This window comes from Ectothiorhodospira lacustris, from assembly GCF_022227785.1.
GTDB classification, from domain to species: Bacteria; Pseudomonadota; Gammaproteobacteria; order Ectothiorhodospirales; family Ectothiorhodospiraceae; genus Ectothiorhodospira; species Ectothiorhodospira lacustris.
On record NZ_JAJNQM010000008.1, the window covers coordinates 26,811 to 47,338 of the forward strand.

Annotated in this window: 24 protein-coding genes; 12 read left to right on the plus strand and 12 right to left on the minus strand. The window is 63.7% G+C overall.

The window, feature by feature from the left end:
• The first annotated feature begins 69 nt into the window (after window positions 1–69).
• Window positions 70–729: a YiaD family glycine zipper/OmpA-like lipoprotein gene (locus tag LQ952_RS02855; RefSeq protein ID WP_238621151.1), complete on the plus strand. Its 660-nt coding sequence runs from the start codon at window positions 70–72 to the stop codon at window positions 727–729.
• A 100-nt stretch (window positions 730–829) separates the two neighbouring features.
• Here LQ952_RS02855 and LQ952_RS02860 read toward each other — a convergent pair whose 3' ends face one another.
• The 3 genes from LQ952_RS02860 to LQ952_RS02870 are packed head-to-tail and all read right to left on the minus strand — an operon-like array spanning window position 830 to window position 2,803.
• Window positions 830–1,360, minus strand: a complete 531-nt coding sequence (locus tag LQ952_RS02860) for a gamma carbonic anhydrase family protein (protein ID WP_238621184.1) — start codon at window positions 1,358–1,360, stop codon at window positions 830–832.
• 5 nt (window positions 1,361–1,365) lie between these two features.
• The gene (bioB, locus tag LQ952_RS02865; protein ID WP_238621152.1) at window positions 1,366–2,352 is read right to left on the minus strand and encodes a biotin synthase BioB; all 987 of its coding nucleotides are present in this window, start codon (window positions 2,350–2,352) and stop codon (window positions 1,366–1,368) included.
• Window positions 2,345–2,803: a hypothetical protein gene (locus tag LQ952_RS02870; protein ID WP_238621153.1), complete on the minus strand. Its 459-nt coding sequence runs from the start codon at window positions 2,801–2,803 to the stop codon at window positions 2,345–2,347. The genes bioB and LQ952_RS02870 overlap by 8 nt, the downstream gene beginning before the upstream one ends.
• Before the next feature lie 124 nt (window positions 2,804–2,927).
• On the opposite strand from LQ952_RS02870, the gene LQ952_RS02875 reads away from it, so the two are divergent.
• On the plus strand, window positions 2,928–3,635 hold the full coding sequence (locus LQ952_RS02875) for a ComF family protein (protein WP_238621185.1): 708 nt from the start codon (window positions 2,928–2,930) through the stop codon (window positions 3,633–3,635).
• Here LQ952_RS02875 and ubiA read toward each other — a convergent pair whose 3' ends face one another.
• Window positions 3,636–4,544 (minus strand): 4-hydroxybenzoate octaprenyltransferase, encoded by a 909-nt coding sequence (ubiA, locus tag LQ952_RS02880; protein ID WP_238621154.1) that lies wholly within the window; start codon window positions 4,542–4,544, stop codon window positions 3,636–3,638.
• Between the two features lie 68 nt (window positions 4,545–4,612).
• Here ubiA and gorA point away from each other — a divergent pair, with 68 nt between their 5' ends.
• From gorA to LQ952_RS02910, 6 genes are all read left to right on the plus strand, one after another.
• Window positions 4,613–5,959, plus strand: a complete 1,347-nt coding sequence (gene gorA, locus LQ952_RS02885) for a glutathione-disulfide reductase (protein ID WP_238621155.1) — start codon at window positions 4,613–4,615, stop codon at window positions 5,957–5,959.
• A gap of 15 nt (window positions 5,960–5,974) precedes the next feature.
• Complete coding sequence (gene bioF, locus LQ952_RS02890) at window positions 5,975–7,132, plus strand: 8-amino-7-oxononanoate synthase (RefSeq protein WP_238621156.1); 1,158 nt, start codon at window positions 5,975–5,977, stop codon at window positions 7,130–7,132.
• 99 nt (window positions 7,133–7,231) lie between these two features.
• On the plus strand, window positions 7,232–8,299 hold the full coding sequence (locus LQ952_RS02895; RefSeq protein WP_238621157.1) for an alkene reductase: 1,068 nt from the start codon (window positions 7,232–7,234) through the stop codon (window positions 8,297–8,299).
• Between the two features lie 275 nt (window positions 8,300–8,574).
• Entirely contained in the window at window positions 8,575–9,684 is a 1,110-nt protein-coding gene (locus LQ952_RS02900) for a DUF2726 domain-containing protein (RefSeq protein WP_238621158.1), read from the plus strand.
• A gap of 230 nt (window positions 9,685–9,914) precedes the next feature.
• Entirely contained in the window at window positions 9,915–10,862 is a 948-nt protein-coding gene (locus LQ952_RS02905) for an SPFH domain-containing protein (RefSeq protein ID WP_238621159.1), read from the plus strand.
• 9 nt (window positions 10,863–10,871) lie between these two features.
• Complete coding sequence (locus tag LQ952_RS02910; protein ID WP_238621160.1) at window positions 10,872–11,348, plus strand: NfeD family protein; 477 nt, start codon at window positions 10,872–10,874, stop codon at window positions 11,346–11,348.
• A gap of 30 nt (window positions 11,349–11,378) precedes the next feature.
• On the opposite strand, the gene LQ952_RS02915 is transcribed toward LQ952_RS02910, so the two are convergent.
• The 3 genes from LQ952_RS02915 to LQ952_RS02925 form a co-directional block, all read right to left on the minus strand.
• Entirely contained in the window at window positions 11,379–12,320 is a 942-nt protein-coding gene (locus LQ952_RS02915) for a sodium-dependent bicarbonate transport family permease (protein ID WP_238621161.1), read from the minus strand.
• Window positions 12,321–12,398: 78 nt separating this feature from the next.
• Window positions 12,399–12,728: an SMR family transporter gene (locus tag LQ952_RS02920; protein ID WP_238621162.1), complete on the minus strand. Its 330-nt coding sequence runs from the start codon at window positions 12,726–12,728 to the stop codon at window positions 12,399–12,401.
• 49 nt (window positions 12,729–12,777) lie between these two features.
• Complete coding sequence (locus LQ952_RS02925) at window positions 12,778–13,119, minus strand: SMR family transporter (protein ID WP_238621163.1); 342 nt, start codon at window positions 13,117–13,119, stop codon at window positions 12,778–12,780.
• 119 nt (window positions 13,120–13,238) lie between these two features.
• Here LQ952_RS02925 and LQ952_RS02930 point away from each other — a divergent pair, with 119 nt between their 5' ends.
• Entirely contained in the window at window positions 13,239–14,129 is an 891-nt protein-coding gene (locus tag LQ952_RS02930; protein ID WP_238621164.1) for a LysR family transcriptional regulator, read from the plus strand.
• Here the strand turns inward: LQ952_RS02930 and LQ952_RS02935 are convergent, their stop codons facing one another.
• Window positions 14,130–15,455 carry a serine hydrolase domain-containing protein gene (locus tag LQ952_RS02935; RefSeq protein WP_238621165.1) on the minus strand — a complete coding sequence of 442 codons (1,326 nt, stop codon included), beginning with the start codon at window positions 15,453–15,455 and terminating at the stop codon, window positions 14,130–14,132.
• 213 nt (window positions 15,456–15,668) lie between these two features.
• On the opposite strand from LQ952_RS02935, the gene LQ952_RS02940 reads away from it, so the two are divergent.
• Window positions 15,669–16,133 carry a YbjN domain-containing protein gene (locus tag LQ952_RS02940; protein WP_238621166.1) on the plus strand — a complete coding sequence of 155 codons (465 nt, stop codon included), beginning with the start codon at window positions 15,669–15,671 and terminating at the stop codon, window positions 16,131–16,133.
• Window positions 16,134–16,161: 28 nt separating this feature from the next.
• Here LQ952_RS02940 and LQ952_RS02945 read toward each other — a convergent pair whose 3' ends face one another.
• Window positions 16,162–17,241: an NAD(P)-dependent alcohol dehydrogenase gene (locus LQ952_RS02945; protein WP_238621167.1), complete on the minus strand. Its 1,080-nt coding sequence runs from the start codon at window positions 17,239–17,241 to the stop codon at window positions 16,162–16,164.
• A 297-nt stretch (window positions 17,242–17,538) separates the two neighbouring features.
• Between LQ952_RS02945 and LQ952_RS02950 the strand changes: the two genes are divergently transcribed.
• Entirely contained in the window at window positions 17,539–17,703 is a 165-nt protein-coding gene (locus LQ952_RS02950; RefSeq protein WP_238621168.1) for a diguanylate cyclase domain-containing protein, read from the plus strand.
• Window positions 17,704–17,723: 20 nt separating this feature from the next.
• Here the strand turns inward: LQ952_RS02950 and LQ952_RS02955 are convergent, their stop codons facing one another.
• Window positions 17,724–18,137 (minus strand): YchJ family protein, encoded by a 414-nt coding sequence (locus tag LQ952_RS02955; protein WP_238621169.1) that lies wholly within the window; start codon window positions 18,135–18,137, stop codon window positions 17,724–17,726.
• Window positions 18,138–18,205: 68 nt separating this feature from the next.
• On the opposite strand from LQ952_RS02955, the gene LQ952_RS02960 reads away from it, so the two are divergent.
• Window positions 18,206–18,589, plus strand: a complete 384-nt coding sequence (locus LQ952_RS02960; RefSeq protein ID WP_238621170.1) for a VOC family protein — start codon at window positions 18,206–18,208, stop codon at window positions 18,587–18,589.
• Window positions 18,590–18,854: 265 nt separating this feature from the next.
• Here LQ952_RS02960 and LQ952_RS02965 read toward each other — a convergent pair whose 3' ends face one another.
• Window positions 18,855–19,469, minus strand: coding sequence for an urea carboxylase-associated family protein (locus LQ952_RS02965; RefSeq protein ID WP_274521942.1), 615 nt, complete (start codon window positions 19,467–19,469; stop codon window positions 18,855–18,857).
• Window positions 19,466–20,182: a guanitoxin biosynthesis heme-dependent pre-guanitoxin N-hydroxylase GntA gene (gntA, locus tag LQ952_RS02970; protein WP_238621172.1), complete on the minus strand. Its 717-nt coding sequence runs from the start codon at window positions 20,180–20,182 to the stop codon at window positions 19,466–19,468. The genes LQ952_RS02965 and gntA overlap by 4 nt, the downstream gene beginning before the upstream one ends.
• Between the last annotated feature and the right edge of the window lie 346 nt (window positions 20,183–20,528).

Consider the following 20,528-nt stretch of genomic DNA (forward strand, 5'->3'; position numbering starts at 1 on the left):
GATGCTAAAACCGCGACATCAAGTAAAACATCAGGCTGGAAAGCCACAGTAACCCCAACGAGGTTCGACATGCGCAAATCACTGCTGATCCTGCCCCTGGCCGCCGCCATGGTGCTGGCAGGTTGTACCACCCTGGATCCCTATACCGGCGAACAGAAGGTCAGTACCTCCACCAAGGGGGCCGCCATAGGCGCCGCCGCAGGCGCCCTGATCGGCAACGTCACGACCCGTCGTGACCGGACCAAGCGTGCCATGATCGGCGCCGGTATCGGTGCCTTGGCCGGTGCCGCCGTGGGTAACTACATGGACCGCCAGGAGTTGGAGCTGCGTCAGCGTCTGGAAGGCAGCGGCGTGAGCGTCACCCGCGTGGGTGACAACCTGATCCTCAACATGCCGGGCAACATCACCTTCGACGTCAATCGTGAGGAAGTGAAGCCGGACTTCTACGAAGTGCTCAACTCCGTGGCCCTGGTGGTCAAGAAGTACGATCAGACCGCCATCGAAGTGGCCGGTCATACGGACAGCACCGGCAGCGTACAGTACAACATGGACCTGTCCCAGCGCCGGGCCGACAGCGTGGCCCGTTACCTGGAAGGCCAGGGGATCTCCCGCGTCCGTCTGGACACCATCGGCTTTGGCCCCCATCGCCCGGTGGCGGACAACGGCACCACCCATGGTCGTTCTCTGAACCGTCGGGTGGAACTGACCCTGATCCCCCTGGCCATGTAACCGGTGCCGGCCTTCCGGAGCTTTCCGGCAGGCTGACGTGATCGCATTCCTCCCTTCTCCCTCCGAGGGAGAAGGGCCGGGGATGAGGGGGCACCTGTGACTACCTGCCCCCGGCGTGCCGGTTCTTCACCCGTACGTAATGTTCCGCCGAATATCGCAGGTGAGCCTTTTCCTCCTCCGTGAGCGGCCGCACCCGCCGGGCCGGGCTACCCCGCCATAGGTAACCGCTCTCCAGCAGCTTTCCGGGCGGCACCACGCTGCCGGCGGCCAGCAGTACCTCCGACTCGATCACCACGCCGTCCATGACGATGCTCCCCATGCCTACCATGACCCGGTCATGGATGGTGCAGGCATGCAGGATCACCTTGTGTCCCACCGTGACCTCATCACCTACCATCAGATCCCGTCCGCCGGGGGTATAGGGACCCTCATGGGTGACATGCAGCACACTGCCGTCCTGGATATTGGTGCAGGCCCCGATGCGGATGCGATTCACGTCCCCCCGCAGCACGCACAGGGGCCAGATGGAGCTGTCCTCGCCCAGGGTCACATCCCCGATCACCACCGCCGTCTCATCCACCCAGGCGCCGGCGGCGATCCGAGGCCGATGGCCTTCAAAGGCGCGGATCATCGTCATCAGGCCGCGTGCACGCTGCTGTGGGCGTGCCTTTCCTCCACCACCTGCGAGCTCAGCCCCAGACGCCGGAACAGGGTCTCGTCGTGGCTTTCAGTGGCGTTGGGGGTGGTGAGCAGCTTGTCGCCGTGGAAGATGGAGTTGGCACCGGCAAAGAAGCACAGGGCCTGCATCTCGTCACTCATCTCGCTGCGTCCCGCGGACAGGCGCACATGGGAATGGGGCATGATGATCCGTGCCACGGCCACGGTGCGCACGAACTCGAAGGGGTCCAGCGGCTCCACGCCATGCAGCGGTGTGCCTTCCACCTGTACCAGGTTGTTGATGGGCACGGATTCCGGATGTCGAGGCAGATTCGCCAATTGCTGCAGCAGGCCGGCTCGGTCGCGGCGGGATTCGCCCATGCCCAGGATGCCGCCGGAGCAGACGTTGATGCCGGCCTCGCGCACATGGGCCAGGGTGTCCAGTCGGTCCTGATAGGTACGGGTGGTGATCACCTCGCCGTAATATTCCGGGGAGGTGTCCAGGTTGTGATTGTAGTAGTCCAGGCCCGATTCCTTCAGGCGCCGGGCCTGCATCTCGGTGAGCATGCCCAGGGTCATGCAGGTTTCCAGTTCCAGCGCCCGCACGCCCTTGACCATCTCGATGATCTGTTCCAGGTTGCGGTCGTTGAGATTGCGCCAGGCGGCGCCCATGCAGAACCGCGTGGCGCCGTCATCCTTGGCCTTGCGCGCCTCGGCCAGTACCTCGGCCACGGGCATGAGCTGCTCCTTTTCCACCGCGGTGTCGTGGTGGGCGCTCTGGGAGCAGTAGCCGCAGTTCTCGGAACAGGAGCCGGTCTTGATGGACAGCAGACGGCTTACCTGAATGTGATTGGGATTGAACCGGCCCCGATGGATGGTGTGGGCCTCGAACAGAAGGTCGTTGAAGGGGCGTTCCAGGAGGGCGAGGATCTCGTCCATCTCCCAGTCGTGGCGCGTATCAGCCATGGTCAGGTTCCTCGGGAATTGCAACGTCGTGCCATTGTTCGCGGTTGATCCGGATGATGTCCCGGATCGACCAAGGGATGAGTATCGCGGCGGCCAACAGCCAGTAGAGCCGGTAATAGAGGATCTGCGGCGGGAAGAAGGTGCCGATCACGATGAGCGAGCCCATCAGGGCGTAATAGCGATAGGCTGCCTGCTGGGTGTAGTGCCCCACCCGGGGTTCCGGATGATGACGGTTGAGGGCGTAGACCAGCATGGAGCCGCCAAACCACAGCACCAGCGGGACGATGCCCATGATCGCGGCGATGATGGTGGCCATGCCCACGTCGCCGGTGACCAGGAACAGGGGCACGCCGGCGACGGTCACGGCAATGATGTTGCCGTAGTTGAACAGCTTGGCCGATCCGGCGCAGGCGCGGGCGGAGACGGTGCGGGGGGCGGCGGTATGGGACATGGGACCGGATCCGTGCCTGAAAGGGCTCTTGCGCTGTATCGAGCGGGTATCGTGAATACCCTGATCTGGTAGGCTATCGGGCCAATATACCGTATCAATCCACAAGGTGACAGGGATCGTGACCATGATTGCATCCTGGTTCGGGGGGCTGCGGGGCGCCCTGCTGGAAACCGCCTATCCGTCCACCTGCCTGCTGTGCGCGGCCCCCGGCCATGCCGGGCTGGACCTGTGTGCCGCCTGCCGGGCGGAATTGCCGCGCCCCGAACAGGCCTGTGCACGCTGCGGCCTGCCCCTGGAGTACCCGGCTCCCTTCTGCGGTCACTGCCTGCGCCGGCTTCCCCCCTTTGACGCCACCTGGGCCGCCCTGCTCTATGCCCCGCCGGTGGACGGCCTGATCGCCGATTTCAAGTTCAGTGCCCGCCTGCCCCAGGGACGTCTGCTGGGGCAACTGATGGCCGAAGCCCTGGCCCCTCGGATCAACGTCCCCGACTGCGTGATCCCGGTCCCCCTGCACCGTCACCGGTTGCGGGAGCGTGGCTTCAATCAGGCCCTGGAACTGGCCCGCCCCCTGGCGCGGGCGCTGGGATGCCCGCTGCACCATGGCGCCGTGATGCGGGTACGGGCCACGCCACCCCAGCAGACCCTGGCGGCCACCATGCGGCGGGACAATCTGCGCGGCGCCTTCCGCGTGCATCCGGGTTTCGAGGCCGGGCACGTGGCCCTGGTGGACGACGTGATGACCACCGGTTCGACCCTGCGCGAGATCGCCGTGGCCCTCAAGGTCCACGGCGTGAAGCGTGTGGATGTGTGGGTACTGGCGCGGGCAGCCTGATCAGCCGGCGCCGAACAGGTAGGCCCCGATGATGCCCGCGAAGATGGCCAGGCCGAACCAGTTGTTGTTCAAAAAGGCCTGGAAGCAGCCCCTGGGGTCCCGGCCATGGATCAGGTACTGCTGGTAGAGGGCCAGCAGGGCCGCGATCCCGAGTCCCAGGTAGAAGAACCCGCCCAGGCCGGCCTGCAGGCCCACCAGGGCGAGGGCCACCAGGGTCAGGGCCTGCAGGATGCCGATGATCAGGCGGTCGGCCTCGCCGAAGAGGATGGCGCTGGACTTGACGCCGATCTTCAGGTCATCCGGCCGGTCCACCATGGCATACATGGTGTCGTAGGCGGTGGTCCAGAGGATGGTGGCCAGGAACAGGAGCCAGGCCAGCGGCGGCGGAAACGCCCCCGTCTGGGCGGCAAAGGCCATGGGGACGGCCCAGCCGAAGGCGGCCCCCAGATGCACCTGGGGTAGATGATGGAATCGCTTCATGAAGGGGTAGCTGACCGCCAGTGCCAGAGCCACCACTGACAGGGCAATGGTCAGGGGGTTCATCAGCAGCACCAGGGCGAAGGCCGTCAGGGAGAGGGCCACCGTCACGCCCACCGCCTCCCGGCCACTGATGCGCCGGCTGGCCAGGGGCCGGTCCCGGGTCCGGGAGACATGGCCGTCGATGTCTCGGTCGGCAAAGTCATTGATGGCGCAGCCGGCGGACCGCATCAGGGCCACACCGGCCACGAACACGAACAGGATCAGCAGGTCGGGCATGCCCTCTGCCGCGATCCACAGGGCCCAGAGGGTCGGCCAGAGGAGCAGGAGGATGCCGATGGGACGGTGCAGACGCGTCAGCAGTGCATACTGGACGAGCCTGTCACGCAGATTCAGTGGGGCGGCGGCGGTATCCGGGTTCACGGGTTTCAAAGCGGGCTTGGTCCGTTATCTGCCAGGGGCTAAAGTGTAGCAAAGCCGAACGGAGCAGGAGAGCATCCATGCAAGATCATTATGACCTCATCGCCATCGGCGCCGGCAGCGGCGGCCTGTCCGTGGTGGAGCGGGCGGCCCACCACGGCGCGCGCTGCGCCGTGGTGGAGAAAGGCCCCCTGGGTGGTACCTGCGTCAATGTGGGCTGCGTGCCGAAAAAGGTGATGTGGTACGCCGCCGAGACGGCCCATCGGCTGGAGGATGCCCCCGGCTACGGTTTCAGGCTGGCTCGGGAGGGCTTTGACTGGACCGCACTGGTGACCAAAAGGGATGCCTACATTGCCGATATCAACACCTGGTATCGCACCTATCTGGAGGACTCCAGTGTCGACCTGATCCAGGGCACCGCCCGGTTCGTGGCGGAGCGCACCCTGGAAGTGGACGGGCGTCGGGTGACGGCGGATCACGTGGTGATCGCGGTGGGGGGGCGGCCCACGGTGCCGGATCAGCCCGGTGCGGAGCTGGGCATCACCTCGGACGGTTTCTTTGCCTTGCAGGCCCAGCCCCGGCGTGTCGCCGTGGTGGGGGCGGGCTACATTGCGGTGGAACTGGCGGGGATGCTGCAGGCCCTGGGTTCGGAGGTCTCCATGTACCTGCGGGGCGAGACCCTGCTGCGCCACTTCGACGCCATGGTGCGGGATACGCTGATGGAGCAGATGCTGGCGGCAGGCGTGAACCTGTTTCCCCGCACCCAGGTATCCCAGCTCATCGCCCACCCGGACAGCGTGGAGCTGCGCTGCGATCAGGGGGAATGCCGCGGGGTGTTCGATCAGGTGATCTGGGCCATCGGTAGGACCCCGGCCACCGCAGGGCTGGACCTGGAGGCAGTCGGGATAAACCTGGATGAACAGGGCTTCATTCCCACCGACGCCTTCCAGAACACTAACGTGGCGGGGGTCTATGCCATCGGGGACGTTACCGGCCGCGTCGCCCTCACCCCGGTGGCCATCGCGGCCGGCCGGCGGTTGGCGGATCGGCTGTTCGGCGGCCGGCCGGATCGCCATCTGTCCTATGAAAACATCGCCTCGGTGGTGTTCAGCCATCCTCCCATCGGCACCGTGGGCCTGACGGAGGACGAGGCCCGCGCCACCCACGGCAGTGCGGTGAAGGTGTATGCCACCCGCTTCACCTCCATGTACCACGCCATGACCGACCACAAGGTCCCCACGGCCATGAAGCTGGTGACGGTGGGGGCGCAGGAGAAGGTGGTGGGCGTGCATATCATCGGGCCGGGGGCGGATGAGATGCTGCAGGGATTTGCGGTGGCGGTGCGCATGGGCGCCACCAAGCAGGATCTGGATGACACCGTGGCCCTGCACCCCACCAGCGCGGAGGAGCTGGTCACCCTGCGGTGACCGGGAGCATTCTTGATGAAAGACCTTACTCCCCTGCTCCAGCAACGCCGGGCGGAACATCGTTACCGGCAGCGGCGGCGGCTGGACGGCCCCCAGCAGCCGGAGCAGCTCATCGACGGCCGACCGGTGCTGGCCTTCTGCAGCAACGACTACCTGGGGTTGGCCAACCACCCGGCGGTGATCGCCGCCTTCAAGGCCGGTGCCGACCGCTATGGCGTGGGGGCCGGGGCTGCCCACTTGGTCAACGGCCACACCCGCGCCCATGATCAGTTGGAAGAGGAGCTGGCCGCCTTCACCGGCCGTGACCGCGCCCTGCTCTTCTCCACCGGCTACATGGCCAACCTGGGCGTGGCCCAGGCCCTGCTCTGCCGGGGTGACCGGCTGCTGCAGGACCGCCTCAATCACGCCTCCCTCATCGACGCCGCCCGCATCAGCGAGGCCCGGCTGCAACGCTACCGACACGCTGATGCCCACGACCTGGCCCGTCTGCTGGCCCATGACCCTGAGCGGGAGACCCTGGTGAGCACCGACGGGGTGTTTTCCATGGACGGTGATATCGCCCCCCTGCCCGCCCTGGCCGATCTGTGTGCGCAGGCCGGGGCCTGGTTCATGGTGGATGATGCCCATGGCCTGGGTGTGCTGGGCGCCACCGGGGCCGGCACGCTGGAACACCAGGGCCTGGATCAGGCCCGGGTCCCCATCCTCATGGGCACCCTGGGCAAGGGGCTGGGCACCGCTGGGGCCTTCGTGGCCGGTAGCGAAGATCTGATCGAGACCCTCATCCAGGCGGCCCGCACCTACATCTTTACCACCGCCATGCCCCCCGCCGTGGCCGAGGCGGCCCGGACCGCCCTGCACCTGGTGCATGCGGAGCCGGAGCGGCGCGAGCATCTGCGCCGGTTGGTGCAGCGATTCCGGGCCGGGGCAGCGGAACTGGGACTGGCACTCATGGACAGCGACACCCCCATCCAGCCGCTCCTGGTGGGCGACGCGGCCACCGCCGTGGCCCTGAGCGAGGGCCTGCTGGCCCGGGGCTTGCTGGTGCCGGCCATCCGCCCGCCCACGGTGCCTTCAGGTACGTCCCGTCTGCGGGTGACCCTGAGCGCAGCCCATACCCCGGCCCATGTGGACCTTCTGCTGGAGACGCTCAAGCGACTTCAGCCGCCGGCGTAGCGGAATTTTCCATACGCCCCTCTTTTGCCGCCCTTGCTACACTCCACCCCATCAAAACAGTCCGTCATTGCATCCAGAACCCAGGAGAGAAGACGTCCCATGCCCAAGAAAGAGATCGATCTGTTTTCCAACCTCTATGCCGGCGCCCTGGACCTCAAGAACCGCATCGTCATGGCGCCCATGACCCGCTCCCGGGCAGACGATGAGGGCGTGCCCGGCGAGCATGCGACAACCTACTACGCCCAGCGGGCCTCTGCCGGCCTGATCATCAGCGAGGGTACCTACCCCTGCCCCATGGGCAAGGGCTACCTGCGTACCCCCGGCATGTTCACCGAGGAGCACGTGGATGCCTGGGCCCGGGTGACGGAGGCGGTTCACGCCGCCGGTGGCAGCATGGTGCTGCAGGTCATGCATGCGGGGCGCATCTCCGATCCCTCTTTCCTCCCCGCCGGCGCCACCCCCGTGTCCGCCTCCGCCGTGCGCCCGGAAGGTCAGTCCTTCACCCAGGACGGTATGAAGCCCCATGTCACACCTCGTGCCCTGGAGGTCAGCGAGATCCAGGACGTGATTGAGGACTTCCGCGTGGCCACCTCTCTGGCCTTCGAGGCCGGCTTTGACGGGGTGGAGCTGCATGCCGCCTCCGGCTATCTGCCGGAGCAATTCCTGTGCTCCGGTACCAATCGGCGCACCGACCAGTACGGCGGCAGCGTGGAAAACCGGGCCCGTTTTATCCTGGAGATCCTGGAAGCCATGACCTCCGTGCGCAGTGGCGACTACATCGGCATCAAGCTGGCCCCGGAGATGGGCTTCAATGACATCCGCGACGACAACCCCCAGGAGACCTACGGCTATCTGGTGGAGCAGCTGGACTACTACCGCCTGGCCTATCTGCACGTGGCCCTGTTTGGTACCGAGGTGGACTATCACGGCCTGCTGCGGCCCAGGTTCAAGGGCGATGCCTACCTGGCCGGTGGCGGTCTGACCCGGGAAACAGGCGAGGCCCTGGTCAAGTCGGGCAAGGCGGATGCCGCCGTGTACGGCACGCCCTTCATTGCCAACCCGGATCTGGTGGAGCGCTTCCGACGTAACGCCCCCCTGGCGGAGGCGAACCCGGATACCTTCTACACCCCGGGCCCGGAAGGCTATATCGACTACCCCACCCTCTAAGGTTTTTGCGTCCGTGTGCAGGCGCAGCCCGGCTCGTTGTTCAGGTCGGGTTGCGCCACGCCGCTCAGGATTCAGGGCAAAGGTTGTGGTTTTTATGACCCAAAACCCCTTTTATGCCCTTGTAATACGATGGCATACCGCTCCACAATCGGAAGTCTCAGGCATTGTCATGCAGTCGAACAGTTGTACCGGGAAGGCGGTATCACTGCGTCATTGAGTAACCTGCCGTCCGTATCCCGGAACAGATCATCCAATCTGATGGAGGGGTATCAGCGATGGTGGAGTTTTCCCTGATTGTCCTGTTTTTGATTGCCGCGCTGCTGTTCTATCAGCAGTACAACGCCCGTGTCTCCCTGCCCGCCCCCCGACCGGACTGCTACGGCAAATCCGAATCCATACTGAATACCGAAGAAAAAGGCCTGTTCAAGGCCCTGGAAGAGGGCCTGGGCGCCGATCACTACGTCTTTCCCAAGGTCATGGCCGCCAATGTCTTGGAGCTGAAGCCCAATCCCGACCAGCCCCTCAAGCAGGCCTCCCGCCAGCGCATCGCACATGAGTACTTCGATTTCGTTCTCTGCCGAAAGTCCGATCAGGCCGTCACCTGCGTCCTGCGCATGGAGGCCGCCGGCAGGGGGTTGACGGCACTACATGACTCCAATGTGTTTCTGGGTTCGGTCTGCCGGCACCTGGAACTGCCCTATGCGGTGATCCCCAGTGAGTCCGAGTATCAGGCCGGCGGCGTCAAGGCCCGGGTCGACGAGGCCATTGCCACTGCCAAGGCTCAAGCCAAGGCCAAGGCCAAGGCCAAGGCGGAGGCCAAGGCCAAGGCGGAAGCCAAAGCCAAGGCCAAGGTGGAGGCAAAAGCCAAGGCAGAAGCTAAAGCCAGGGCGGAAGCCGAGGCCAGGGCCGCGCAGAAGGCGGCGGCACAGAAGCCCAGGCCGCCCGCCCCTGAGCCCGCCCCAACCAACCCCGTCCCGGCTGTTGCCAAGCCCGACCCCAGCCCCGAGCCGGACACAAAGCCCCAGCCCATGCCTGAAGTGAAGTCCGCACCCAAGGCCCAGGCCCCCGCTCCGGTTGCCGCCGTCCCCGCCAAACCGGCCCAGGATGACCCGGCCAAGAAGGACGAGCCGCCGCCGAGCGCCTCGGCCTCGCGCAAGACCAGCGATGCGACGGCTGACGTGGTCAGTGCACCCGCCGGACAGGTTGCCTCCCCCCGCCAGCCCGCACCGGCCCGGCGCTCCGGAACGGCTGCAGCCAAGCCCCGTACGCCCGGCGCCAAGACCGGCCTCGCGGCCGCCAAGGCCAAGCGCACCCCCGCTACCCAGTCGGCGGCGGCCCGTGCCCGGAGCACTGCCCGGCGAGGCCCTACAACGAAGAAGGACTAGGCAAGCCCTGAGCCGGCATCTTGCAGTCACTCCCGCCTGGACTCCCGGTCGTCACTCCCGCGAAGGCGGGAGTCCAGGGTTTTGAGTCTCTCACTGACCCTTTCCGGGCCGGAATGAGCGATGAAGGGTCATGCCGAGCCGATGGCCTCCCCATGAGCATGGGTGTCTTTTGAACGTCGATCCGCGATACTGGCCGGTATCCGGCACATATAACAACCTGGGGGATGACCATGGAAGCCTTTGGAGTCTTCGCCACCACCATTGTGGTGGTTACCATCATTTTCATTGCCAAGGCGGTCAAGGCGGTGCCACAGGGAGAGAAATGGACCGTGGAGCGGTTCGGCCGCTATACCCGGACCCTGGAGTCGGGTCTCAGCATCATCGTGCCATTCATCGACAGCATCGGCCGCAAGTTGACGGTGATGGAGCAGGTGCTGGATGTGCCGGCACAGACGGTGATCACGAAGGACAACGTGGCCGTGGTGGCCGATGGGGTGGTCTTTTTCCGCATCGATGATGCCGCCTCTGCCGCCTATCAGGTGCGCAACCTGGAAGAGGCCATCGTCAATCTCACCACCACCAACCTGCGCTCGGTCATCGGCTCCATGGACCTGGACGATACCCTGTCCAACCGCAGCAAGATCAACGATGTCCTGATGGGCATCGTCGACGATGCCACCAATCCCTGGGGCGTGAAGATCGTCCGTATCGAGATCCGTGACCTGAAAATGGAGCCGGAACTGCAGAAGGCGATGAACATGCAGATGACCGCCGAACGCAAGCGCCGGGCCCAGGTGCTGGAGGCCACCGGCAGACGGGAGGCGGAGATCCTGCAGGCGGAAGGAGAAAAGCAGGCCGCCATCCTGCGGGCCGAGGGGGAACGGCAGGCGGCCTTCCTGGAAGCCGAGGCCCGCGAGCGCGAGGCCAAGGCCGAGGCCGAGGCAACCCGCGTGGTGTCCGAGGCCATCGCCGCCGGGAATATCCAGGCGGTGCAGTATTTCCTTGGCATCAAGTATGTGGAGGCCCTGCAGCAGATCGGCAAGGCCGACAACTCCAAGTTGGTCCTGATGCCCCTGGAGGCCTCCGGTATCACCGGGGCCGTGGCAGGTATCACCGAACTGGTGCAGCAGATGGGGGCGGACAACAAGGCCCTGCCCTCCGGCTCATCGGGCAAATAGGGCAGGGGGATGCTGCAGACCGTACTGACCAATCCCTGGTTCTGGCTGATTGCCGGCGTGATCCTGATGGGGCTGGAGATCCTGATCCCCGGGGTATTCCTGCTCTGGATCGGGCTGGGCGCCATGATCTCGGCCTTCTTCGTGGCCCTGCTGCCGGATCTGCCCTTTGCCTGGCATCTCATGGGTTTTTCCGTGACCATGCTCGGCTCCTGCGGCCTGGGTTTCTGGCTGCAGCGACGGGGCAGGGCGGCCCAGGGCGATGCCCCGGTGATGAATCGGGAAATAGATGCCTTGCTCAACCGGGAATACATCGCCGCCACGGACTTCGTGGCGGGCCGGGGCCGGGTGAGGGTGGGGGATACCACCTATGCCGCCCAAGGGCCTGATGATGTAAAGGCGGGGGACCGGGTGCTGGCCTTTGCCCGCGACGGTATCCGGCTCCGGGTCAGGCCACTGCACGCCGAGGAGGGTGTCGCAACCGACTGACGGCCGCGCTGCATTCCTTGCCAGACACCATCACACCCCCAACCACTGCAACAGCTGGTAATACAGGGGGATCCCCACGATCACGTTCACCGGGAAGGTGAGCCCCAGCGCGGCGAGCATGGCCAGGCCGATGTTGGCATCGGGAATGGCGGCACGAATGGCCGCCGGCGCGGCGATATAAGAGGCGCTGGCGGTCAGCGCGGTGAGGATCAGCACGGAGCCGGCGGGCAGTCCCAGCAGCAGGCCCGTGACCAGGCCGATGGCGCCCAGCAGGAACGGGGCGATCACGGCAAAGCAGAGCAGGCGCCAGTGCTGCCAGGGGATGGGGCGCAGGGTCTCGGCGGCCGTCAGGCCCATCTCCAAGAGGAACAGGGCCAGCACGACCATGAAGGCGTTGGTGAGCAGATCCGTCACCGCTGCACCTTCCTGGGGGCCGTAGAGCAGCCCGATGATCACCCCGCCCACCAGCAGGATCACCCCCCGATTGGTCAGGGTTTCATGCCACAGCCCGCGCATGCTGGCGGCCGCCTGGGCGCCGCAGTAGCGCCGGTAAAGGATGATGGCCACGACGATGGCCGGCAACTCCATCATCACCAGATACAGGGTCACTTCGGCGCTGATGGGTAGCTGCAGTCCTTCGGCAAAGGCCAACGCCACCGCAAAGGTCCCCGCGCTCACCGAGCCGTAGTGGGCGGCCATGCTGGCACTGTCGGCCACCGACAGCCGGATCACCCGCATCAGCAGCGGCATGAGTATCAGCGGAATCAGCGCCCCCAGCACCGCCACCGCCAGCAGATCCTGAATCACCGATAGACTGACATTGCCATGCAGCGCCATGCCCCCCTTCAGGCCGATGGTGAGCATCAGCAGCAGGCTGAGGGTGTCGTAAGCGGCCTTGGGAACGGTCAGGTCGGATTTCACCAGGCCGGCCACCAGGCCGAGCAGGAAGAACATCACCACAATATCGGGCATGGGCGTCGGAACGGTTGCTTGGGCTGGTGCGGATTTTGAGGCCAACGGCCGGCGGATGCCAGTACCGGGGGCCTGCCATCAGCCGGTCTTGATGACCACGATGGCCGTCACCACCAGCAGGATGCCTGCCCAGCCGATGGTGTTGAGCCGCTGGCCGAAGCACCAGAGTCCTCCCAGGGCGGTGCCCAAGATGCCCAGGGCCCCCCAGGTGGCATAGGCAATCGCCAGGTCCATGTAGCGGATCGCCTGGGCCAGGAGCGTGAACGCGCCCAGTACCAGCAGGATGGCCAGCACCCCCCAGAGCTTTTTGCGAAAGCCGTTGGACAGGGTCAGCAGCAGGTTGGCCGCCACATCCAGGGCCGCGGCGAGGGCCACCAGGGTGAAGGGCAGCAGATGTGTGGCTGACATATGGGATGATGCCTCTTTCTTGGTTTTGGTCAGACGGGTTTTTGGTCAATCAGGCTGACGCTTCAGGACGCTTTTCGCCGGCATTGATCATGATGATCCCCACCACGGCCAGACCCAGGCCGATCAGCTCCTGGGTAGACAGGGTACTGCCGAACACCAGCAGGGACAGGGCCGTGATCAGGGTGATGCCAAGCCCCTCCCACATGGCGAAGGCCACCCCCACGGGGATCTTTTTCACCGCAAAGCCTAGAAAAATATAGGAAAAAATGATGCATACATACATGATCAAATAACCGGTGATGCCGGCACCCTCACTCAGAAAGTTCATGGTGCTGACACCGGATACCTCGGTCACGATGGCCAGCATTAGGAACATCCATGCCAATCTCATGGCGCGTCTCCAAAGGTTGCGGGACCGGGGATGCTACCCGGCGGGTGCGATCGGGCATAATCGCTGAGCGTCGGAAAAACTGACTCATAAGCGCCCGTAACCCTGCTGGAGGACCGCCCGTGACCCTGGCCCAGATCCAAGAATTCGTGCTCGTTTGCCGCCATGGCTCCATTGCCGCCGCGGCTCGCACCCTGGGCAAAAGCCGGGGTGCGGTGAGCATGGGGATTGCTGCGCTGGAAGACCATTTGGGGGTGACGCTGTTCGAACGCAGCGGCAATCAGGTGAAGCCGACTCCCATCGGCGCGGACCTGCTGGACGACTGTCAGCGCATCGTCTCCCTGGCCCAGTCCCTGGAGCAGCGTTGTCGTCGTCATTTCCAGGGGGAAGAGCGGATACTGCGCATCGCCCGGGATGATGCTCTGCCCGAGGCCTTCTGGCGGGAGATCGTCATCCGCCTGTCGCGACGCTTCCCGAATCTGGATTTGTGCTTTGGGTTGTCCACCATGGCAGAGCTGGACGCCATGATCGCCAGCGGCGAAGTGGACCTGGGGATCGGCCTGCGGCGCGTATCCTCCAGACCATCAGCGTCGGAGGCCGTGGTGCTGAGTCCGGTGCAGGTGATGATGGTGGCCGCCGCCGGCCATCCCCTGACCCTGCTGCAGCAGGTCTCGGAACAGGATCTGAGGGACTATCCCTTCATCGGGCAGGCGCACTTCACCGCCCAGGGGCTGCGGGTGACGGACGGGCAGACCGCCAGGCAGGTCGGTGTGAGCCATTTTGAGCTGATGCGCGACATGGCGGCGGAAGGCATCGGCTGGACCTGGCTACCCCAGCCCCTGGCCGCCGACTACCTGGAGACGGGGCGACTGGTGATCCCGAAGCATGCCACCGCCGTACGGATGGATGAATACGTGGCCCTCAAATCCCGACACTATCGGGAGGGTCAGGTTACCGACTGGCTGCTGGGGCAGGTACGGGAGTATCTGCGCCGAAGCGAGTCCGGCGGATGATCAATGTCTCATCAGATGCTCGGCCACGGCCTGATAGGCGGGCAGCGAGTTCGGATCGATCTTGGCATTGCCTGCCGTGGGGAAAGACGAAAAACGCACGATCACCATCTCGGCGGTCGGATCCACATAGATGGTTTGCCCGTGGACGCCGCGTGCCGCAAAGGCACCATGCGGGTTGTGAAAAATCCACCACATGCTACGGTAGCTGCCGCCGTCAAGGGTGGCATACCCCGCTTTTGCAAAGGCTTCCTTGTCGCCACCGGCGCGAATGCGCGCCACAACCTCTTTGGGAAACAGCCGTTGCCCGTTGATCTCGCCGCCGTTGAGCATCAGCACGCCGATTCGCCCCAGGTCACGCAGGCCCGCGCTTAATCCCCCGCCCGCGAAGGGAGTGCCCTTGCCGTCAATGGTCATGTAGGCATCCTGCTCGGCGCCCATCCTGCTCCAGATGCGCTCTGACAGCAGTTCCGCGATATTCCTGCCCGTCAGTCGCGAGATGATCCAGCCGAGGGCATCCGTGTTGATGGTCCGGTACCCGAAAGTCTGTCCATGAACCCCGTCCTGCCCCACGGTTTGAAGATACTCGAAATAACCGTTGGGGCCTTCATACCCCTCGGGTTTCGGCAGCGGACTCGCGGCGGCGGAATAGGCCCATATGTCGGCCTCGGGGTCGGCATAGTCTTCGCTGTAATCGAGAGCCGTTGTCATATCCATGACCTGACGCACGGTGGCCTCGCCAAACGCACTGCGGGAGAGTTCCGGGACAAGGTCGGCCACTTTGGCGGTGTCATCAAGCTCCCCCTCCGCCACGAGAATCTCGGCCAGCAGTCCCGTCAGAGACTTTGTCATGGACATCGCCGCGTGCTGGCTCATTTCGTCGAGACAGCCGAAGTACCGTTCGTAAACCACCCGGTCCTTATGGATGATGAGCATGCCGTCGGTGTAATTGGCCGATAGCGACGCCTTCCATGTCATTGGCTCATCACCATCAAGCGGTGTGAAACGCACGGCATCAATGCTATCGTCAAGGGCGTACGTCAGTGGTACCGGCGCACCGATGCCGCGGCTGACTTGCTTGGTCGGCAGTAGCTCGCGTATGTGGCACACCGTCCAGCGGAGCTTGGGAAAGCCGAAGTAATCGGACTCGGGGTGTGTGATCAGCTTTTCGGGGGGCGGCGGAAAACCGGTCATCCAGCCCAGCCTTCCCGGGTCCGAATGTTCAGCGCTCAATGGTGGGTCGGATTGCGCCACCGCGGGTTTGAGGCCGTCGGAAAAGGCCAGAACGATGATGAATGCCACAAGCGCTTTACAAATTGGACCTGACATGACGAGTCCTCCGTACAGCACTGATCACCGGAGTGATTGTTCGGGTTGGTTCGGGTTCTGAAACCCAAAGACGCCGTGCGATGACAGGGCCGGATCAGTCGGTGAATGGTTGAGTGGTTTTGGTGCGAGACGGTATATCATCTTATTTGAACGGCCTTGTCCGTGGGATGCCGCTCCCGGTAAGTCCATGATGGCCCTTTGAAGGAAATGCCCATGCTGAAACCATTGTTGATGAGTGCGATTTTGCTGGCCACGATCGGTACCCTGTCGGCGTCCGAGATCGTGGATGCGAAGGATCCGGAAAAGATCCGCCAGCTTGCCCAGGGGTACGGTTCGGCGACCCTGACCACCGACAGCGCGGGTGATCCCATGATCCGCGGGCGCATCGACGGTACGGGTTATACCATCATGTTCTACGGGTGCTCGCAAAACCTCAATTGCAAGAACATTCAGTTCACCAGTGCTTGGCAGACCAATGGCCAGTACACGCTGGAAGACATGAACCAGTGGAACAGGATCGCCCGTTTCGGCAAGGCCTATCTGGATAATGAGGGTGATCCCGTGCTGGAGATGAACGTGAACCTGGATTTCGGCGTGACCGGGCGCAACCTGGACGACACCCTGGACTGGTGGCGCGTGGCGCTGCTCAAGTTCCGCAGTGAGGTGCTGACGAAGTAGCCGCTGCATGACACGAGCCTTCCGCGGGTCAATGGGTGCTGATGGCCACCTTGAGCACCCCGTCGCGCTGATGGGAGAACAGGTCGTAGGCGTCCACGATCTGATCCAGGTGGTAGCGATGGGTGACCATCGGTCCCAGATCCAGGCGGCCGTTGGCGATGATCTGCATCAGTCGACGCATGCGTTCCTTGCCGCCCGGGCAGAGGGAGGTCACGATCTTGTGGTCACCCAGGCCGGCACAGAAGGCATCCAGGGGAATGGTCAGGTCGCTGGAGTAGACGCCCAGGCTGGACAGGGTGCCGCCCGGCTTGAGTACCCGCAGCGCCGCTTCAAAGGTAGACGGCAGGCCCAGTGCCTCGATGGAGGCGTCCACGCCGCGACCACCGGTCAGTTTCAGAATTTCCGACACCACATCCACCTTGCGAAAATCCAGCGTCACGTCGGCCCCCATCTGCCGTGACATCTGCAGGCGCTCATCAACACCATCCACGGCAATGATCATGCCGGCACCGCGCAGGCGGGCACCGGCAGTGGCACACAGGCCGATGGGACCCTGGGCAAAGACGGCGACGATATCACCGATGCGGATATCCGCCGACTCGGCCCCGGCAAAGCCGGTGGACATGATGTCCGGGCACATGAGTACCTGCTCGTCGGTCAGTCCATCCGGCACCGGGGTCAGGTTGCCCTGTGCATCGGGCACCAGCAGGTACTCCGCCTGGGCGCCATCAATGGTGTTGCCGAAGCGCCAGCCACCCATGGGTTTGTAGCCATGGGCATGGTGTCCACCATCCTGGGCACAGCAATGGTCCTGGCAGGCGTAGGAGGTGAAACTGGGGCAGATGGCCCCCGCAATGACACGCTGCCCCTCCGCGTATCCTTGCACATTCGCCCCCAGCTTCTCGATGATCCCCACCGGTTCGTGACCTATCGTCAGGCCCTTGACCACCGGATACTCACCCTTGAGGATGTGCACATCGGTGCCGCAAATGGTGGTTGTGGTGATGCGTATCAAGGCGTCATTGGGTCCCACGGCGGGGATCGGTTTGTCCTTGATTTCAATGCGGCCGGGTTCCACGAACACGGCGGCCTTCATCATGTTGGCCATGGCTCCACCTCCTCGTTTGCGCTCACTACGAGTTAAGCAGAAAACGAGGGTACCGGTGGGCGCCGGCCCGCCGACGAATGCTGGCCATGGATAGGTATTGCTGCTTTTCCGGCGCTCCATGGTCATGTGAGGTACTGCATGGAACTCAATAAAGGTAGGACCAAAAAGTCGTTGCTATGGTGGCAGTGGCTCGCTAGCGTGAATCGTATGCGTTCCTGTTTTTGATGAGTCCCAATGGCGCTATCCCCAGAGCGGCAGCAGGTGCTGCTAGCCGAGTGATTGGCGGCCACCTTGTGGGTGAAGGTCCTGATCCGCATGGGCCAGGCCCTGGCCGACACCGTGCGCCGGGGGGATGTCATGTGCCGCTATGGCGGGGAAGCGTTCGTGGCCCTGTTGCTGGGGGCAGGCGAGGCACTTTACGCGGCCAAGTCCGGGGGGAAGGATCGGGTGGTGGTGGGGTAGCCGGCGCTGGAAGGGCTGGATCAGGTCAGCAAATCACCGTCCGCGTAATACCAGCGCCCATCGATGCGCACAAAGCGACTGCGCTCGTGCAGGCGGACACCCTTTCCGCCAATCCGGGACCGGGCCACGAATTCCACCTGACCGGTCTCATCCTCCAGCCCGCCCCCTGAAGTGGCGCGGACGCTCAGACCCAGCCACTGCTGGCCTGCCTCCAGTTCCAGCACCGAAGGACGGGTCCCCGGCAGCCAGGTGTCCAGCAGATAGTCCGTATGCCGCTCCACAAAGGCCGTGTAGCGCGAGCGCATCAGGGCTTCAGCGGTTTGGGGGATGGATTCACCGTCCAGAAAGGGACCGCAGCAGCCTTCGCGGTTAAGGCCGGAGCCACAGGGGCAGTGTGTAGGTCCACCCCGGCGGGGGTGCTTGCGTTTTGCCATGCCGTGGTTCCTGAAACTATCCAAGTTGGGATACGCTCGATCATCGCAGAGTTGATGGGGGCATCACCATGAAACTGGGATACACCATTTTGTACGTCGAGGACGTCCGCAGGGCGGTCGCCTTCTACAACCAGGCCTTTGGCTTTGACACCCGCTTCGTGCACGAGTCAGGAGACTTTGCAGAGCTGGCCACCGGCACGACCACCTTGGCCTTTTCATCCCGCCAGTTGATCCGGACCCTGGGCAAGACCCCACAGGCCCCGGATCCGGAGCAGCCCTGCTTTGAGATCGCCGTGGTGACCGACGACGTACAAGCCGCCCTGGACAGGGCACTCGCCGCCGGAGCCACCCTCAGACAGACACCGGAAGAGATGCCCTGGGGGCAAACGGTGGCCTATGTCTGTGATCCGGAAGGTTTCCTGGTGGAGATCTGTACGCCGGTGAGTACATGAGGGGGAGCCGTCTCCATTTTCGCATGGTCGATCCGCAGGGCAATGGCCAAACCCAGTTGCCCGGTCGTCCCGGATGGCAGACATGACCTGAAACAGGACATGCGTCACAAAATCGGCTAGGCTCGAATCCAGAATCACCCAGCGGGGCGACATGGAATACAGGGAAACCGTGCGGCCTGGACGGAGTAGGGCCGCAGGGAATGATGGCTGTCCCGGTTCTGCGGGCGGTTTTTGAAGATTAATCATGAAATTTGGCGAGAATTCGTCACGGATTCAGGTCAAAGCGCACAACCCTGAAATCGATCGGCTTGAAGCAGAAGTTGTTCGACTGCCCGGCGGAACATGCGGTCATCGCCACCAATAAGGGCATCTCGGCCTGTAGGCGAATGAAGTCCCCTGCCTTGCTAAGTGGCGGGAGTACGCGAAACGCTCCGGTTGTGGCGTCTATCGCGACATGCATGAACACGTTGAATGCGATGGGTATGCGATCCACTCCGATGTGGTAGGGGGCCAAGGCCGCCGCCAGATTGCCCTCGCAGCCCGGACGTCCCTCGGTCTCCCCATATATGATCCTGAAGGTGTCTTTCGAGCAGGGGGTCAAAGTGAAGTCGTGTCGGCCGCAGGTGTCCTCCAGAATCGTGAACATGGGGCGGCTGCGGTTGGAGTAGAGGACGTCGCCCGTGGTGAGCCATAGGCGGGAGGCATAGTCAAGAGATCGACCGGAAGACAGATACTCCCCATGATCCGAGCGCCCAAAGGCGACCAGGTCGCTCACCTGCTGGCCTTCGGGATCGATAATGACCAACTCATCACCCATGGACAGCTCGACCGTCTGCGCCGAGCAGGGCGGAATTCTCACTGTGGCCACACCCGATTTCATGGTTTTGGCTTGAAATCAAACGGGCACCGCCAACTGGCTTCCACCTCACGGCCACTGTACTGCCGGGCCTCACTCGCATCGCCGAAGGCCGCCAGATTGGGATTCACAGAGCCTTGCAACTCCATATCGCGTGACCGAGTGGCCGCCTGCATCTTCTCATAGCGTCCATCCTCTTTCAGCTTCTGGAACTGGCGGTGAGAATTGAACACCAGCACCGGATGGCTGAAACGCCTGGCGAGTCGCGAGGCATGCGGGTGGAGCCCAATCAGGAAGAACGGATGCCCGGCAATGCTCATGCTGAAAAGCGGGCTTTCAGCATCACTGCTGACATCCTCGGCAGGAAGGTGGCCCGCCAAGACATCAAGCTTGTGGATTCGCCATAACTGTGACCACATCAAGGACTCAAAACCTAGCTCACTCATATCGATTGGTCCGCGGAATATCACGACGTAAGAATGCACTATATTCTTGTCGTCAGTACTCGCTTCGATCTTGTCAATAAACTGGGCAATCCCATCGAGTATCACCCGGTCATTGTCGGGGTCACCCAATACACCGAACTCATGGGTTTCGATCGAGCCTTGGGCCAAGGCCAACCTGGCGCCCACGCAGGGGAAGGTGTCGCTACCGATGAACTCCAAAAAGCTTTCGCATAGATCGGGGATTGGTATGTGGGGGGATGTCTTAGCGCTCAGGGCTTCAGTACGGTTCATCAGCTTGTCTTTCATTCGCAAAGGGGGGAACAGCGATACGCAGTGGCTGTGACAGTCAGTGCGTGCAGGCGAGCCCCTATGGGAAAGGGAGATGGTCGCCATGCCGGTTGGTCGGCAAGCCGGCGCCGCGCTCAGCCTTGGGTCACTTCCCGAAAGCCTACCTGCCAGGAAAGACTAGCGTTATGTGCGAGCAAGGTCTGTGCGGTGTCCCACGCACTCCAGCGGGTCGCTGTGGCAACGGTTCAGCATCGACGCCCGGGTGCATGCTCTGCGGGGGGCAGGTACGTCCTGAATGATCACCCCCATGACGCCATGGGTGCCCAAATGCAGTAGTACAGGTGTACTT